The organism is Sphingopyxis sp. NFH-91 (assembly GCF_021401285.1).
GTDB lineage: Bacteria > Pseudomonadota > Alphaproteobacteria > Sphingomonadales > Sphingomonadaceae > Sphingopyxis > Sphingopyxis terrae_A.
The window spans coordinates 115,566-129,171 of record NZ_JACBGA010000005.1 but is presented as its reverse complement, the minus strand read 5'-3'; the positions used below and the strand labels follow the sequence as shown (position 1 = coordinate 129,171).

The following is a 13,606-nucleotide window of genomic DNA, read 5'->3' as shown; positions in this document are numbered from 1 at the left end:
GGGTCCAGCGAGAAGTTGCGCCGCCCCGCTCAGCCGGTTCCATAGAAGCGCACCAGCCGGTCGAGCGCCAGCGTCAAAACCAGCTTTCCCGATCGCGATGGCCACCCCAGCGCCTTTTCGGCGCCGCCGATCCCCTCGCCCGCACAAATCACGCCTCAGCAGATGTCGGCCAACCCCGGCCCGACATGCTCCACCGCGGCGTGGAAGCGCCGATGCGCGTCGATGCGCGGCAGCGAGGCATCGGTGGCCCGGGCACCACCGCGGCTTTTCGACGGCGGCGCGGCGTCCCAGCGCATCGTCCCCCGTCCCGCCAGTCCTGCCCGCTCATAACCGGTCCGCAGCCGCTCGCGGGCGCGATACTGCGCGTCCGAGACCATCCCGCGCGCCGCGAGCCATGTCAGCGGACTTTCCGCGACATTGACGGTGACATGCCGCATCACCTGCGGCCCCGCCTTGCCGGGATCAACCCGATCGGGATGCAGGCGGGTTACGAAATGGCGCGTCGTCATGCGATTCTCCTGGCTGGGAGTGCCGGCTTGACATTGGAATATTTTGCAGGAAAGAAAAAACCGATTTGGTTATCGGAGGTTCGTCTTGATCAACAGCATCCGCGCCGTGCGCCGCGCCAAGGGACTAACGCTCGAAGAGGTTGCGCAGCGCTGCGACCCGCCGACGACCGCCCAGACGATCGGGCGCCTCGAAACGGGAACGCGCACCCTGTCGCTCGGCTGGATGAACCGCATCGCCAAGGCGCTCGGCGTCGATGCTGCCGATCTCGTCCAGCTGCCGCAGGATACCCAGCTTGCGATTACCGCGCTGCTCGGCGCCGATGGCGCCCACGCGCCGACGCGCGTCGAACAGGCGCTGACCGCGCGTCCGACCGAGGACATGATCGCGATGCGCGTCACCTCATCGATCGGCGACTATCGCGCGGGCGACGAGATATGGTGCCGCAAGGTCGAGGGCGACTGGACCAGCGCGCTCAACCGCGACCTGCTCGTGCCGCGCCCCGCGGGGCGTTACATTTTTGCGCGGCTGCTCAACGTCGATCGCGAAAAGCTGCACCTGCTGCCGCTTGGAGCCGGTCAGCGCCAGCAGGTGGTAAGCAACCCGCCATGGGCCGCGGTCGCGGTCCGCCTCATCCGGACGCTTTGATGGCGCGATGAGGCGGACATGAAGCCCCTCCGCATTCTGTCGGTCGCCACGCTCTTTCCAGATGCGGCGCGCCCCAATTTCGGCCTTTTCGTCGAAAAGAGCCTGCTTGCGCTCGCCGCGCAGCCGGGCGTCATGCTGACCATCGTCGCCCCCATCGGCCTTCCGCCCTTCCCGCTTTCGCTCCATCCACGATATCGGGCGCTGCGCGGATTGCCACAGCGCGAGGCGTGGCGGGGCCTCATCGTCCATCGGCCGCGCTTCACGCTGATTCCGAAATTCGGCGCAGCGCGCAATCCGGCGGCGATCGCGCGCGCCGTGCTGCCGATTGCGCAGCAAGGCAGCTTCGACGTCGTCGATGCCCAATTCTTCTATCCCGACGGTCCCGCCGCAATGAATATCGCGGACGCCCTCGGTATTCCCTTTTCGGTAAAGGCACGCGGCGCCGACATCAGCCATTTCGGCCACGATCCGGCGACCCGCCCGCAACTGCTCGCCGCCGCCGAACGCGCCGCCGGATTGCTTGCCGTGTCGGAGGCGATGCGCGGTGACATGGCGGCGATCGGCATCGATGCGGGCAAGACGATAGTCCACTATACGGGCATCGACACCATGCGCTTTCACCCCGGCGACCGCCCTGCCGCCCGGGCGGCGCTCGGCATGGGGGACGCGCCCGCCATCGCGACCGTCGGCGCGCTGATCCCCCGCAAGGGCCAGGCGCTCGTCATCGAAGCGCTGCCTGCCCTGCCGGGCGTCCATTACTGGCTGGCGGGTGCGGGCGAGGAGGAAGCGCGATATCGCGCACTGGCGCAGCGGATCGGCGTCGCCGACCGGGTTCACCTGATGGGGCCCGTCGCCAACGCCGACTTGCCGCAGCTCTATCGCGCGGTCGATGCCGTGGTGATGCCGTCGGTCAGCGAGGGGCTTGCCAATGCGTGGGTCGAGGCGCTCGCCTGCGGCACCCCGATCGTCATCAGCGATGCCGGCGGCGCGGCCGAACTCGTGACCTCGCCAGCGGCAGGGCGAATCGTCGAGCGCACACCAGCGGCGATCGCCGATGCGGTGCGCACGCTATTGGCGGCGCCCGCCGCGCCGGATGCGGTCGCGGCGAGCCTTGCTGACCGCTTCAACTGGGACCGCAACGGCCGCGAGCTCGCGGAGCATCTCCGTCGCTGCGCGGGCCGCTGAGCGATCAGACGACCGCGCCGTCGTCGTCCTCTTTGCTGGTCACGCGTTCGGCGCCCTGCGTCGCGGCGCTGGTCCGCGGGACGAAACTGTCGGGACCGACCTTCAGCCACACCAGAATCGGCGCCGACATGTAGATCGACGAATAGGTGCCGACGAAAATGCCGAGCAGCATTGCAGCGGTAAAGCCGAAGATCACGTCCGGCCCGACCCACAGCAGCACCGCGAGCGCGATCAGCATCGTGAAGCTCGTCATCACCGTGCGCGCCAGCGTCTCGTTGATGCTGAGGTCGAGCAGCGGGATGATCTCCATCTTGCGATATTTCTTCAGATTTTCGCGGATGCGGTCATAGACCACGATCGTATCGTTGAGCGAATAGCCGATGATCGTCAGCAGCGCGGCCACGATGTTGAGGTCGAACTGCATCTGCGTCAGCGCGAAGAAACCGAAGGTCAGCATGACGTCGTGGAACAGCGCGAACAGCGCGCCCACCCCGAACTGCCATTCGAAGCGGATCCAGATATAGATCGAAATCGCGATCATCGCGAGCGCGAGACTGAGCACGCCGGTACGCAGCAGCTCGCCCGAAACCTTGCCCGACACCGTTTCGACCGATCCGGTCTTGGCGGTCGGGAAGGCCTTGTGAATTCCGTCAACAAGCTGCTTGCCGGCCCGGTCGGCGGCCGCCTTGTCGCCTTCGGGCAGCGCGGTACGGATCGCCACCGCCTGATCGGATCCGAATTGCTGAATCGTGGCTTCGCCGAGGCCTATGTCGTTAACTTTTTCGCGGATCTCGTCGATCTTGGGCATGGTGCCCGAAAATTCGACGCGCACCGACTGGCCGCCGACGAAATCGACGCCAAGGTTCAGCCCGCGCACCGCGACGAGCGCGATCGATGCGACGATCATCAGGAAGCTGATCCCCATGGCGATGTTGCGCCACTTGAGGAAATGGATGTTGGTGTCTTCGGGGACGAGTTTCAGCAGACGCATGGGATCGGTCCCTCTATCAAATATTCAGCGACGCCGGACGCGTCTTGTGCACCCAGTGCGCGGCGAACATGCGGGTCACGGTAACTGCGGTGAAAACGCTGGTCACGATGCCGATGGTCAGCACAACCGCGAAGCCCTTGATCGGCCCGGTGCCGAACCAGAACATCAGCGCGGCGGCAATGACGTTGGTGATATTGGCGTCGAAAATCGCGCGACTGGCCTCCTTGTAGCCCAGCTCGACCGCCTGAAAAACGCGTCGCCCGCGTTTCAATTCTTCGCGGATACGTTCGTTGATCAGCACGTTGGCATCGACCGCGGCGCCGATCGTGAGTACGAAACCCGCGATACCGGGCAACGTCAGCGTCGCGTTGAAGGCGGCCATGATCGCGACGATCAGGAAGATGTTAAAGAAGAGCGCGACGTTCGCGTAGATGCCGAAGCGGCCATAGACGACGATCATGAACGCCAGCACCGCGACCGTCGCGATGATCCCGGCGATCGCGCCCTTGCGGATCGAATCGGCGCCGAGTTCGGGCGTCACCGTCCGCTCTTCGACGACGGCCATCTTGACGGGCAGTGCTCCCGATCGCAGCGAAATCGCCAGCGCATTTGCGCTTGCGACGGTGAAATTGCCCGAAATCTGCGCGCTACCGCCCAGGATCGGCTCGTTGATCGACGGCGCCGACAGCACCCGGCCGTCGAGCACCATGGCAAAGCGCTTGCCCACATTCTGCGCCGTCACCTTGGCGAAGGTCGCCGACCCGCCCGAATCGAAGCGGATGGTGACGACCGGCAGGCCGCTCTGCGGATCATAGCTCTGCTTGGCGTCGATAAGCTGGTCGCCGCTGATCATGACCTGGCGGCGCAATACTTCGAACGGCACGCCATTGCCGGCGTCAGGCGAATAGGGAACGACCTCGCTGCCGACCGGGACGCGCCCCGCGGCGACTTCGTTGGGATCGGCATTGGCATCGACCATGCGGAATTCGAGCCGCGCGGTCTTGCCGATCAGATCCTTCAATTGCTGCGGGTCCTGAAGGCCCGGCACCTGCACGACGATCCGGTCGTCGCCCTGACGGATGATCGTCGGCTCGCGCGTGCCGAGCGCGTTGACGCGCTTGTCGATAATGTCGCGGGCGGTATCCATCGCACGGCTGATGGCCTGCGCCTGACCCGCCTTGGTCGGCGTCATCACGATGCGCGTCGTATCGACGACATCGATCGTCCAGTCGCGCTGGCCGGTCAGCCCCGCACCCTGCGTCTCGCGGAATAGCCGCTCGCGCGCTTCGTCGAGCTGCGCCTGATCGCGGACCAGAAAGCTGATCTTGCCGCCCGCGGTCGACAATTCGCCGATTGCGATATCGTCATCGGGTCCCCGCTCGCCGCGCATCGCGGTGCGCACGGTCTTTTCCATATTGGCAAGCTGCGTCTTCTGGAGATCGCCAAGATCGGCCTCGAGCAGCAAGTGGCTGCCCCCTGCAAGGTCGAGGCCAAGATTGACCTTCATCTGCGCGAAGGACGGCAGGCTTTCGAACTGCTTTTGGGGAAGGAAGCTGGGAATGGAAAAGATGACACCAAGCGCCAGGATGACGCTGATGCCAATGACTTTCCAGCGCGGGAAATCGAGCATGACGGGGTTCCGATGGTCTGAGCGGCGCCGGTTCCCCGACGCCGGCGCGTCAGTCGTTGGCGGGCTTGGCGCCCGGCTGGAGGACGTCGGAGATCGTCGACTTCACGATCTTGATCTTCACGCCCTGGGCGATTTCGACATCGGCGAAATCATCGTCGACGCGCGTCACCTTGCCGACAATCCCGCCGCCGGTGACGACCTGATCGCGCGGCTTCACCGATGCGATCTTGGCGCGATGCTCCTTCATGCGCACCTGTTGCGGACGGATGAGGAAGAACCAGAATACGACGAAGATCAAAAGATAGGGCACCAGCATGATGAAGCCGGCTGCCCCGCCCCCCGATCCGGCCGCCTGGGTCAGAAGCAATTGGGTCGACATGAATGAAAGACTTTCCGTTACCGTGGCGCGGCCTTTCCCCATGGAAGGACCGCGCAAAAATAAGCGCGGCGCCTATCACGCAGGGGCGTCCCGCGCAACCGTCGCTGCGCCCCTCCCCCACGGCAAGCTCCCCGCCAGATGGGGTCGACGACGGCGCGATCAAGCCCGCCGAAAGAAACACCGGCAAATGCCCATCGCCGCTTGCATCGCCAGCAAAGCCGCGCTAGGGGCCTCGCCTGCCCGAAAGGGCCGGTCGGGACGTAGCGCAGCCTGGTAGCGCATCACACTGGGGGTGTGGGGGTCGGAGGTTCGAATCCTCTCGTCCCGACCAATTTACCAAGTATTTTCAGATACTTACGAGGCACCTGCGGACCGGTCGATAGGGGGCCGAGCTCCTTTTTGCCATCTGGTGGTGCACTGGTGGTGCAAGCAAGCCAGAACCTTCTGGGAACAAAAGCGACAGAACGCATCCATTTTGAACGTAGAGGAGGCGTCATTCCGAATTGCAGAGGCGCGTCCGCACACCTAAGATTCGGTTGGCATGCAGCAGCAATTGCCTCTCCGCCCGTCCGATCTGGTCAGAGTTTGGGACGGCTATATCGCGTTCCTGAAGCAGCCTGCCGGAACCGCAATCGAGGCGGTGATCCCGCCCCACGCATTGGTGGCGATGACAGATGCAGCCCGCCGAGGCCGCAAGCGCCGCAGGTTGCTCAATGTCTTACGGATCGCTTCGGCCATCGTCGCCTCGGTTGGCGCGATTGTCAGTGTGGCAGTGAACCCCATGATCATCGGCATCGGCTTGTTGCTGATCGGTGGTCTGGGATTTATCGGAGCGCACAACCGGTCCAAAATACGGGACGAACCGGAGATCGACGAAGTCGTTGCTGAGCCGGACGCGACCCTTGAACGCAATTTGCGTGCTCTCGACGATTTCCGCAATCTGATCGCCAGCGGCGACATTCCGTGCGTGGAGCGATTGCCCGATGGCACCATCAAACCCGTCGCGCCAACGGCTCTTAGCGCCTTTGCCGCCGACCACGGCACGCTCCTCATCTTGAGCCGTGACCAAACCCTCTGGCAATGCATCCCGCGCCGACCGATCCCGATGAGTTCCTTATGGGTTCGCATGGGCGGACGGGTTGCCCCCGCCTTGGTCACGTCCCGCGTTTTGCTGGACACGCCCGACCGGGAGCTGTTCGACCGACGCATCGACTGGCTGCTCTCGCACGCCCAGCAACCCACTCCCCGAGCCCGTTCGTTTTGTGAGGCGGTTCAGATTATCGTCGCGTTGCGACGTCCCGAGTTCGACGGGCTGACATTCGAAAGGAAGAAGGAACTGCTCAGCGGCGAGGGCTTCGGCGAGAGCCGCATCGAGAAAATACATGCCGGGATATATCCCGCATTCAACAACTTCCTGCGCACCCTGCCGATGCATGAATTTCCGTGAATGTGGAACTGAATAGCTTCCAACGCCCCTCACCGCCACGTCCTGCATTCCCACGAATGAAAGGACGCCCAAATGCCTCCCGATCGAGACCAGCTCCTCACCGTCGCTGAGGTGCTCAAAATTACCGGCTTCAAGTCCCGCACCACACTCTATCGCCGCGCCCGAAACGGTCGCTTCCCCTGCCCCTGCCATATCGGCGCGGGCAAAATTCGCTGGCGCTCGGGCGACGTTGAGGACTGGCTGAGCAGCCTCCAGCCCCGCCGCTACTGACCTACCCGACAATTCACAAAGGCACTTCGCCGCAAGGAGGAATCATGCGCGTTTTCTCTCGCCCCAATCTCACATTCTCTGCCCCCGAAAATATCGCCGACGAAATGCGCCCGCTGGTCGCGGGCCTTGTTGCCGACGATGCCGACGGCCGTGCTTATCGCTCAGCCATCCGTCATTGGCTTTGGTCGGAGCGTCCGGTCATCGAGACCTTCGCCGGTCGCCGCGTGGCGCTTCAAGTCGAAGGCCCGGAGATGATCGCCGGTCAGCACCGCTTTCCGATGGGCGGAGTGATCAGCGGAATTTGCGGCTGGCGTCGGCTTGGACCGGTGGAGACCAAAGAGCTTCTGTTCGACCTTCGGGCCGAGATCGATGTCACCATCAATCGCTGGCTATTCAAACATGCGTTGACCGACGTTCCCGACTTCCAACGTCCATCAGTCGATCGCGCCAAAGATGACGCGGAAGCCATCGCGTCGATGGAAGCCTGGGTCCGCCGTAATAGCCAGATCGAGGCCCTTCATGCTTCGCGATGAGAGCGCCCGCCATCACCGGCGGAGGGGCTGCGATGCTACGCATCGAGCCGACAATTTGGATACACACCTCACGCACGGGTGCATCCAGCTTTTCCGCCATTTCTGGCGGCAGCGTTCCGGCGGCGCGCAGTTTGGACGGCCCGCAAAGAGCGCATTTCCGGTTCTTTCGGAGGCAGCGGATCGGCATCGCCGGAGAGACGGACTATGACTCTCGCCCGCTATAACATCCGCCTGCCCGCCGCGCTCGACAAGAGCCTCCGAACGCTCGCCGAACGGGAGGGGATCAGCGCCTACGCGACGCTTCAGCGCTGCGTAAAAGCCGGGATCACGGCGCAAGCGAACCCGCCAGCGAGGGACGTGGAGTTCGGCGAGATCGTCTCCGAACTGGCATCGGTCAGCACCCGCATGATCGGTGTCGAACGGCTACTCGACCGGGCGCTGTTCACCGCCTGTGCCGCATATTGCTATGCACGCAGCGCGGCGCTCGGATCAGAAGAATCCGACGAGGACATCACCGCCGACATTAACGCGGCTTACGATCGACAGCGACGGCGCGCGCAGGAGGATCGGTGATGACCGAACGCCCCGATCGCCGCATTCACGCCGATGCCTTGCGTCGTCACAATCGGATCAATCGTGCAGCACGCTTCAAACTACAGGTTGCCATTATGATGGCGATGGTCGGCCTGGGTGCCCTCTCAATGCCCTACATGATGCAGACCGAAGACGAGCGGTGGGCGGTCGGCGTTTACGCCTATGCCCGAGGCGCGGTTTGGATCGCCTCGGGCACTGAGGCCGAACCAGAAATCACCGTGACCTACAAGGGATCGAAATATGCGGTGCCCGCCCGCAATGTCGTCGCGAGTCCACATTATAGCGGTGCCGTTTCGAACTTGCTGAGCCAACTGCGCAGCGGAGCCTTGCTCGGTTTTGCCGGATGGCTGTCCGGGCTGATCTTACTGAGAGGCGTTAGGGCGCAGCGCCGGGAACGCGCCCTCAGGGATCGCGTCATCGCCGGTACACAAGTCACAACCGAAAAGAAGCTCGCCAAACTGACCCGCGCAGAAGCCGGGACCAACGCGCTCGCGATCGGCACGGTCCCAATACCGGCGCGACTGGAAACCCGGCACATGGCGATGATCGGCACGACAGGTAGCGGCAAGACCACCGCGCTACGACAGATGCTCGACGGCATCGAGGCGCGCGGCGAAGCCGCCTTGGTCTATGACACCAGCGGCGAATTCATCGCCCATTATTACCAGCCCGAGCGCGGCGACATCATCCTCAATCCGTTCGATGCCCGCTGCGCCTATTGGTCGCCCTTTGCCGAGATAGCGCATCCGGCCGACGCCGACCGCATTGCGAACCAGTTGATTACCGAGACCGGCCAGCACGACCGCGATGTTTGGCTGGAAACCAGCCGCATCCTTGTCGCCAACATGATCCGCGCGTTGTGGCGCGAGGGCAAAGGCACGCTGCCCGACCTCCTTCACGCGCTGCAAACGCGGGAGAAGGATGACCTCAAGTCATGGCTCGGCAACAGCTCGTCGGCCCGAACCTTTGCCGAGGACGCCGACCGGGCGACCGGCAGCGTCTTGTTCATGCTCGCCAAGGCAGCAAACCTCATCCAGTTCCTGCGGACGGACGGTGGCGACCAGACTCCCTTTGCGTTCCGCGATTTCATCCAGAAACTGGACGCCTGCGAGGATCGGAAACCATGGATATTCGTGCCGCGCAAGGAGGACTATTTCGATGCGTCGAAACCCTTGCTCGCGTGTTGGCTCGAATGCGCGGCGAGCGCGGTGCTCGGACTGTCCCCATCCTCCGACCGGCGCATCTGGTTCGTCCTTGATGAGCTGGCCGATTTGCCGCGCGTCGACAATCTGGCGCGATTGCTTCCCGAAGGGCGTAAGTTCGGCGCCGCCGTCGTCCTGACCTTTCAGGCGCTCGGCCAGATGCAGCATCGCTACGGGTCGCAACTCGCCGAATCCATGCTCGGCTGTTGCAACACCAAGCTGTTCCTCCAGCTTGGCGACGGCGAAACCCGGCGCTGGGCGAGTCAGACGGTCGGCGAGTGCGAGGTCGAAATCCACACGATGACCGACGCATTAGCCGCAGGTGACGACAAACCGCGAACGACCTTGAGCAAGACCCGCACAAGGCGTCCCGCCATTTTGGAAAGCGAATTCCGCCTGCCCAAATATAAGGGCTTTCTCTTGTTCCCCGATGGCCTGCCGGTCGCGCCGATTGCTCTCGCCGCCGATCATCTCGCGCACCGCGGCATGGCAGGCCAGCCGGGATTTATCGCGGGCGATCCGAACAACAGTCTGTGGGAGCAGGCGAAGCCGTCTCCGCAGGCCGATGATGCGCTCAAGCCCACGCCTTCACCGCCCGCTCGTCGCCGCAAGCGTCAGGGACCGGTTTGATGGTCGCGTCGGTATCGGCACTGACCAGCTCAGCACAGGCCAGCAGCTATTACGAAGCCGACGATTATTATGCCGAGGGCGGCCTATCGCCGTCCAATTGGCAAGGCAAAGGTGCCGAGGAGCTTGGCCTGTCGGGTGAAGTGGACCGCGATGCCTTTCGCAACTTGCTGGACGGCCGAGTCGGCGACCAGCAACTCGGCACGATCCGTGAGGGCCAGCTTGAACATCGACCGGGATGGGACGTGACCCTGAGCGCGCCGAAATCGGTGTCGATCATGGCGGAGGTGGCGGGAGACCGGCGGTTGATCGAGGCGCATGGGCAGGCGGTAAAGACCGCGCTCGCCCATGTCGAAACACATATGGCCGCGACCCGAGTTCGGCATGGCGGCACCGTGGCCCGCGAAGCGACCGGCAATCTTATTGTCGCCAGCTTTCAGCACGGCACCAGCCGCGCGCAAGACCCGCAGCTTCATACCCATAATGTCATCATGAACGCCACGCGGGGCGAGGATGACACATGGCGCAGCCTTGAGCCGCGCGCGATATACCAGCTTCAGAAACAGATTGGCGCGATCTACCGGCAGGAACTTGCCCTGAAGGTGCGAGAGCTCGGTTACGAGATCGACACTGGCAAGGAGTCGATGTTCGAGATCAGAGGCGTTTCCGCCGACGTGATGAAGGCGTTCAGCACCCGCAGCGCTGAGATCGAGGCCGCGCTAGAGGAGCGCGGAACATCGCGTGATGCGGCCAGCTCCACCGAGAAGCAGGTCGCAGCACTCGATACGCGGCAGGCGAAGGTTGCCGTCGATCAAGCTTCGCTCGTTGCCGATTGGCGCGAAACTGCCGATCGTGCTGGCTTCGGGCCGGAAGCCCGCATTGCGATGGTCAAGGAAGCCCAATCCGTCGCGACCAGCCGCGCTGCGCTTTCGGAACCATCATCACAAGCGGTCATCGCCGATCGCGCCGTCGCCTTCGCCGCCGACAAGCTAGGCGAACGGCAGTCGGTGTTTTCTGCCGCCGCCTTGCAGGAAGAAGCCGGGCGCTTTGCATTGGGTAAGGCCAGCTATGCGCAGCTTGCGGCAGCCGTGGACGCGGTGACAAAACAGGGCGAACTGATCGACCGCTCATTTCTGGATCGCCGTGGCGCTGCGTTTGCAGGTTTCACAACCCCCCAGAATGTCGAAGCTGAAAGGACGCTGCTCGGGATCGAGGGACGCGGGCGCGGCGCAATGGCTCCTATTGCCTCGCCAATGGTTGCCGCGAAGGCGGTCGCACGCGCCGCCGCGCAATCCGAGCAGTCCGGCTTTTCATGGAACGCAGATCAGAGAGCAGCCACACAACAACTTCTGACCAGCCGTAACCGCATCACAGCGGTGCAAGGCTATGCCGGCACAGCCAAAACCACCACCGTCCTTGCGACATTCGCCCGCGAAGCCGACGCGCGCGGCGTGCCTGTCGTCGCGCTAGCACCGACCGCGTCAGCCGCGATGGCGTTGGGGGAAGCGCTGGACGTGCGGGGCGATACGGTCGCGCGGCATTTATTGTCTCCCGAGCGTTCGGCACATGGCCAACCCGCCGCTTGGATTGTGGACGAGGCGTCCTTGCTTTCAGCCCGGGACACCGCGCGCCTGTGCGACCTGGCGGAGAAGCATAATGCCCGCGTCATCTTCGTCGGCGATATAAAGCAGCTAGGATCGGTCGAGGCGGGCGCGGCTTTCGCGCAGTTGCAGGATACGGGAATGGAAACCGCAAAGCTTGGCGAGATCGTGCGGCAAACCAATGTCGCGACCAAGGAAGCGGTGCTGGCGTCGATCGAGGGCGATGCCAAGAAGGCGCTCGCGGCGCTCGACGGAGGCGGTGGCGCGATTATCGAACAAGCCGATCGCGCCGATCGCTTTGCGGCGATTGCCGAACACTATGCGGGGCTGGACCCCGCTGAACGCGCTCGCACGCTCGTCATCGAGCCATCGCGCGAAGGTCGCGACGCCCTGACAGCCGATATTCGCGCGGCGCTCGCCAGATCGGGCGCGCTTACCGGTCCCGCCGCCACCGTGACGGCACTTGCCAACAAGGGTCTCAGCCGCGCCGAGGCACGCGATCCCATGAGCTACGATGAGGGTGATGTCGTCCGCTTTACTCGCGACTATGTCGACAAGGGTGTGACGCGCGGCGACGCCTATCGCGTCGAAAACATCGACCGCGCCAAATCCGCCATCGCCCTGAAATCAGAGGACGGGCGCGAGGTCGATTGGCGACTTCGCCAATGGGGCGCAGGCAAGGTTCAGGCATTTTCACCACAGTCGATCGAACTCAGAACCGGCGACCGCATACGGTTTACGCGCAACGATCGCGCAAAGGGCCGGATCAACGGCGCGCGTGCGATAGTAACCGCGATTGATGAGCGATCTCGCACCGCCACCGTTCGCAGCGCGCGGGGTAAGATCGAGACCCTCCATTTTGATGCAGCCCGCGACCGGCACATCGCCCACGCCTATGTCGAAACAGCCTTCGCTGCCCAAGGCCGGACAGCCGACCATGTGATTATCCACGCCGACAGCCGCGCTTCAAATCTGATCGACCAGAAATCCTTCTATGTCGGGATTTCCCGTGCAAAGATGAGCGCAACCGTGCTGACGAACGATCGCGGCAAACTCGCGGCGGCGATATCCGAGCGGGCTGGGATTGTTCAAACAGCGATCATGCCGCCGGCCGCCAATTCCACCACCGCCAGTCACGCGAAAGCAGCCGTCCTGTCAAAGCCCTCGGCGTCACTCCATCTATGAGTGGAGCGCCGCGTTGCTCTCGATGTCATGCACGAGCGGAAGGAGGTCATCTAGACGAAATAGTTTCATATTCGCGTCGCGAAATTGCTCGTCCACCGCATGATAAAACGCGTTCGACTGCTGCGAAAAATCGCCCACGACGATTAGGCGCTTGCAGTCTGATTGGTTGCCTTCGAAATGCTTCCACAAAAGATTGCCTTCGATCGCCTTTTTACCCACTTCTCGCAGGCCATCGGCAACGCTTTCAGAAATCCGCATACCATCTACAAGGTTATAACAACCGTTTTGATAGCCATACGGCGCATTGATCTTGAGGCCATATTCGGGAAGTTCGATTTCATCAGGCTTCTCAAGATAGTGTTCGACCCCGTGCCTCGCGAAAGCCTCTTTGAGCTTGCGTCTAATTCGGGGTTCGCGAGACACTTCAGCCTCCCTACCCACGAGCTCCAAAAACAAGGCTTCCAAAACTGCGTCAGGATCATCCACCATCACAGGCTGGATGGCGGAAATACGGATGTCATTCGCACGCTTGCGCGCAAATGATGCGATGTGCTCCTCATCAAACTGACCTGAGAATTCCGACCTGAGCCGATATTCAAACGATTCCTTCAGCGCGTCCAGATAGGATTTCGGCTGCCGACCGAATACCCGATCGATCCGAGCGTTGCTTCGGGACAGCTTCACCCCGACGAAATCTAGCTCCGGTACGATCAAGACAATCCCGATATTCAGGAATTCCATACGCTCGGGCACCGGACAGAATTGCACCAGCGCGTATTTGCCTGCTTTCCGTTCCATCGCGTTGCT

General features: G+C 63.0%; 12 protein-coding genes, 1 tRNA gene and 1 pseudogene. 9 read left to right on the top strand and 5 right to left on the bottom strand.

Features of this window, described 5'->3' with window-relative positions; genetic code table 11:
• Positions 1-29: 29 nt before the first annotated feature.
• Positions 30-377 (bottom strand): annotated as a pseudogene (locus tag L0963_RS12390) (DUF6456 domain-containing protein).
• Positions 378-594: 217 nt separating this feature from the next.
• Here L0963_RS12390 and L0963_RS12385 point away from each other — a divergent pair.
• Both L0963_RS12385 and L0963_RS12380 read left to right on the top strand, forming a co-directional pair.
• Positions 595-1,155 carry a helix-turn-helix domain-containing protein gene (locus L0963_RS12385; RefSeq protein WP_186402379.1) on the top strand — a complete coding sequence of 187 codons (561 nt, stop codon included), beginning with the start codon at positions 595-597 and terminating at the stop codon, positions 1,153-1,155.
• A gap of 18 nt (positions 1,156-1,173) precedes the next feature.
• Positions 1,174-2,340, top strand: a complete 1,167-nt coding sequence (locus tag L0963_RS12380; protein ID WP_234179840.1) for a glycosyltransferase — start codon at positions 1,174-1,176, stop codon at positions 2,338-2,340.
• Positions 2,341-2,344: 4 nt separating this feature from the next.
• Here L0963_RS12380 and secF read toward each other — a convergent pair whose 3' ends face one another.
• Genes secF through yajC form a run of 3 tightly spaced genes read right to left on the bottom strand, consistent with a single transcriptional unit; the run spans position 2,345 to position 5,340 of the window.
• Complete coding sequence (gene secF / locus L0963_RS12375; RefSeq protein ID WP_186402381.1) at positions 2,345-3,331, bottom strand: protein translocase subunit SecF; 987 nt, start codon at positions 3,329-3,331, stop codon at positions 2,345-2,347.
• Between the two features lie 16 nt (positions 3,332-3,347).
• Positions 3,348-4,961: a protein translocase subunit SecD gene (gene secD, locus L0963_RS12370; protein WP_186402382.1), complete on the bottom strand. Its 1,614-nt coding sequence runs from the start codon at positions 4,959-4,961 to the stop codon at positions 3,348-3,350.
• 49 nt (positions 4,962-5,010) lie between these two features.
• Entirely contained in the window at positions 5,011-5,340 is a 330-nt protein-coding gene (gene yajC, locus L0963_RS12365; protein ID WP_003050198.1) for a preprotein translocase subunit YajC, read from the bottom strand.
• Between the two features lie 254 nt (positions 5,341-5,594).
• Here yajC and L0963_RS12360 point away from each other — a divergent pair.
• The 7 genes from L0963_RS12360 to mobF all read left to right on the top strand — a co-directional run bounded on the left by L0963_RS12360 (position 5,595) and on the right by mobF (position 12,799).
• Positions 5,595-5,671, top strand: a tRNA-Pro gene (locus L0963_RS12360).
• 210 nt (positions 5,672-5,881) lie between these two features.
• The gene (locus tag L0963_RS12355; protein WP_234179838.1) at positions 5,882-6,787 is read left to right on the top strand and encodes a hypothetical protein; all 906 of its coding nucleotides are present in this window, start codon (positions 5,882-5,884) and stop codon (positions 6,785-6,787) included.
• 72 nt (positions 6,788-6,859) lie between these two features.
• Positions 6,860-7,057 carry a helix-turn-helix transcriptional regulator gene (locus tag L0963_RS12350; protein WP_234179836.1) on the top strand — a complete coding sequence of 66 codons (198 nt, stop codon included), beginning with the start codon at positions 6,860-6,862 and terminating at the stop codon, positions 7,055-7,057.
• A gap of 44 nt (positions 7,058-7,101) precedes the next feature.
• Complete coding sequence (locus L0963_RS12345) at positions 7,102-7,590, top strand: hypothetical protein (protein WP_088474278.1); 489 nt, start codon at positions 7,102-7,104, stop codon at positions 7,588-7,590.
• Positions 7,591-7,794: 204 nt separating this feature from the next.
• Positions 7,795-8,163, top strand: a complete 369-nt coding sequence (locus L0963_RS12340; RefSeq protein ID WP_234179834.1) for a hypothetical protein — start codon at positions 7,795-7,797, stop codon at positions 8,161-8,163.
• Entirely contained in the window at positions 8,163-10,016 is a 1,854-nt protein-coding gene (locus L0963_RS12335; protein WP_234179832.1) for a type IV secretion system DNA-binding domain-containing protein, read from the top strand. Before L0963_RS12340 ends, L0963_RS12335 begins: the two co-directional genes overlap by 1 nt.
• A complete protein-coding gene (gene mobF / locus L0963_RS12330) occupies positions 10,016-12,799 on the top strand; it encodes a MobF family relaxase (RefSeq protein WP_234179830.1) in 2,784 nt (927 codons plus the stop codon). The genes L0963_RS12335 and mobF overlap by 1 nt, the downstream gene beginning before the upstream one ends.
• Here mobF and L0963_RS12325 read toward each other — a convergent pair.
• Complete coding sequence (locus L0963_RS12325) at positions 12,794-13,597, bottom strand: DUF3037 domain-containing protein (protein WP_234179827.1); 804 nt, start codon at positions 13,595-13,597, stop codon at positions 12,794-12,796. The genes mobF and L0963_RS12325 overlap by 6 nt on opposite strands.
• Positions 13,598-13,606 lie beyond the last annotated feature (9 nt).

Excerpts from the sequence above, each read along its gene's own strand:
- L0963_RS12345 (WP_088474278.1), top strand. The coding sequence starts at position 7,102 with ATGCGCGTTTTCTCTCGCCCCAATCTCACATTCTCTGCCCCCGAAAAT.
- L0963_RS12350 (WP_234179836.1), top strand. The coding sequence starts at position 6,860 with ATGCCTCCCGATCGAGACCAGCTCCTCACCGTCGCTGAGGTGCTCAAA.
- L0963_RS12335 (WP_234179832.1), top strand. The coding sequence starts at position 8,163 with ATGACCGAACGCCCCGATCGCCGCATTCACGCCGATGCCTTGCGTCGT.
- L0963_RS12355 (WP_234179838.1), top strand. The coding sequence starts at position 5,882 with ATGCAGCAGCAATTGCCTCTCCGCCCGTCCGATCTGGTCAGAGTTTGG.
- secD (WP_186402382.1), bottom strand. The coding sequence starts at position 4,961 with ATGCTCGATTTCCCGCGCTGGAAAGTCATTGGCATCAGCGTCATCCTG.
- secF (WP_186402381.1), bottom strand. The coding sequence starts at position 3,331 with ATGCGTCTGCTGAAACTCGTCCCCGAAGACACCAACATCCATTTCCTC.
- L0963_RS12340 (WP_234179834.1), top strand. The coding sequence starts at position 7,795 with ATGACTCTCGCCCGCTATAACATCCGCCTGCCCGCCGCGCTCGACAAG.
- L0963_RS12380 (WP_234179840.1), top strand. The coding sequence starts at position 1,174 with ATGAAGCCCCTCCGCATTCTGTCGGTCGCCACGCTCTTTCCAGATGCG.
- yajC (WP_003050198.1), bottom strand. The coding sequence starts at position 5,340 with ATGTCGACCCAATTGCTTCTGACCCAGGCGGCCGGATCGGGGGGCGGG.
- mobF (WP_234179830.1), top strand. The coding sequence starts at position 10,016 with ATGGTCGCGTCGGTATCGGCACTGACCAGCTCAGCACAGGCCAGCAGC.
- L0963_RS12325 (WP_234179827.1), bottom strand. The coding sequence starts at position 13,597 with ATGGAACGGAAAGCAGGCAAATACGCGCTGGTGCAATTCTGTCCGGTG.